General features: G+C 55.1%; 1 protein-coding gene and 3 pseudogenes. 1 reads left to right on the plus strand and 3 read right to left on the minus strand.

What is annotated here, in order from left to right; all coding sequences use genetic code 11:
- Nucleotides 1-75: pseudogene (locus FTU44_RS14985) on the plus strand (IS6 family transposase); the annotation flags it as partial.
- 35 nt (nucleotides 76-110) lie between these two features.
- Here FTU44_RS14985 and FTU44_RS14990 read toward each other — a convergent pair.
- The 3 genes and pseudogenes from FTU44_RS14990 to FTU44_RS15000 form a co-directional block, all read right to left on the minus strand.
- Nucleotides 111-377 (minus strand): annotated as a pseudogene (locus FTU44_RS14990) (LysR family transcriptional regulator).
- Nucleotides 378-404: 27 nt separating this feature from the next.
- Entirely contained in the window at nucleotides 405-1619 is a 1215-nt protein-coding gene (gene floR / locus FTU44_RS14995; protein ID WP_000214122.1) for a chloramphenicol/florfenicol efflux MFS transporter FloR, read from the minus strand.
- 247 nt (nucleotides 1620-1866) lie between these two features.
- Nucleotides 1867-1991: pseudogene (locus FTU44_RS15000) on the minus strand (DDE-type integrase/transposase/recombinase); the annotation flags it as partial.

Consider the following 1991-nt stretch of genomic DNA (forward strand, 5'->3'; position numbering starts at 1 on the left):
GGACAAGCATCGTCATTTTATTATGGTCAGCCTCAGGGTGAAGTGTGTCTAATCAACAGGGTTTTCGGTCTCTAAGTACTTTTTAAAGGGAACATCATCGACTCAAATCTCTATTTGCAACAGTGCCCCATGAAGTGCCTGCCTGCGTCTGTTAGCCGAACGCCCCGCGCATGGCGCTCAAATAGCAGGACACCAAGGTTATCCTCCAGCGCTTTCACACGCGCGCTGACGCTCGACTAGCTGATACCAAGTGCCTTGGCCGCATGCCGAAAATTCAGATGCTCGGCGACGGCGATGAACTGAACAAGGGAAATGAGCGGTATCCTGCCAGACAGGATACCGACATTCACGAGGTTTCGATGGTTAGTGCGCCGCATCGGAGCGGGCCTGCTACCAGTCGTCGGTTAGACGACTGGCGACTTCTCGGTGGCAGCCCCACGGAGCCGAAGGAGCACCAGCCCCAACGAAACCAGTACCGCCATCGCCGTGGCGTAACAGATCACGGGCCACGCTGTGTCACCGTTTAAAAGTGCCACCGCCAATGTCCCGACAATGCTGACTATCAGGCTTTGAACGCAGAAGTAGAACGCGACCGCTGATCCCGCGATGTCGTCGAACTCTGCCAAAGCGCCGTTCGCGGTAACGGACACCGTGAAGACAATACCGACCGCGACAACCCACATCGGTAGGATGAAGGTGAGGAATGACGGCGAGCCGTAAAGTTCGCCGATCCCCAACAGGACCGCTCCGCAAACAAGCAACGCCATCCCACGCGCCACGCATCCTGCGATGCCCCATCTGGCGACAAAGGACTTCGCGAAACGGGTTGTCACGATCATTACAAGCGCGACAGTGGCGAAGGCAAAGCTGAATCCGATCTCGGAATATTCCGCTTGGCCTATGAGCACACGGGGAGCCGTCGAGAAGAAGACGAAGTAGGTGCCCATACCGGCGCTAAAGCCGACAGTGTAAACCCAAAAAGCCGGACTCGCGAAGATCGGCAAGACAGATCGGCGCGTCTTGACTTGATCCAGAGGGCGGGTTTCGTGCCACCTGAAACCCGCATTTAGGAGTGCGAGCATCGCCAGTATAGCCAAAGTAATGAATATCGCCTGCCATCCCAAGAACTCGCCGATCAATACTCCGGCGATAGGGCCGAGCGCAGGCACGAACGCCAGCATCGAACTGAAAAGGCCGTAGATGACGACACCCTCAGGACGGTTGGCATAAACGTCGCGAACCGTCGCGAACGTCGCCACCAGCATGGCCGACGCGCCCACTGCTTGAAGTAGACGGAAAGCGACAAAGGCCGGTGCAGTTGAAGACCAAGCTGCTCCCAGAGACGCAATGACGAAAGCCGTTGCGCCCGCAAGTAGAATTGGCCGTCGCCCGATTCTGTCTGAGAGCGGACCAAAAATCACCTGGCCCACGCCGAGCATCACCATATAGAGGCTCAACGTGAGTTGGATCATAGCGGGCGTCGTGTTCAGGATGCCGGGCATCGCTGGAACGACAGGGAGATAAATATCCATCGCCAGTGAAGCGAGGATGTCGAAAGGAGCCATCAGCAGCAGTGCTGCCGGCAGCGTATAGGCCCACGCGGGGCGTGTGGTGGTCATGACGAATCAACCCTCGATTAAGGAATACCGGGCGACGTCTGCTCGTCAGCAATCAGATGAGACTAGCCTTACAGAGCGCCGCAACAACAATACTGGTTGTTGCGGCTTACTTGTCTGCTGACTTGGAATTTCCCATCTGATTACTCCACGCTTACGAATATGAATTGCTACATTTTATCCGATTATCTTTTGCTTCGCAATGCGGCATGGGCGCACTCAGCGTTCCAGCCCCCTCTGCCGCCCTAAATGCTTGCTCCAATGCATCGAGCACCATATCTGTATTCATCCGTGTCGATACTTTCCATCCAACAATTGCTCGTGAGAACACATCAATAATAAATGCAGTATAAACCCAGCCTGAATTTGTTTGAA

This window comes from Acinetobacter sp. YH12105, assembly GCF_013419095.1.
GTDB classification, from domain to species: domain Bacteria; phylum Pseudomonadota; class Gammaproteobacteria; order Pseudomonadales; family Moraxellaceae; genus Acinetobacter; species Acinetobacter pseudolwoffii.

Coding starts and splice junctions, on each gene's coding strand:
- floR (WP_000214122.1), bottom strand. CDS start 1,619: ATGACCACCACACGCCCCGCGTGGGCCTATACGCTGCCGGCAGCACTG.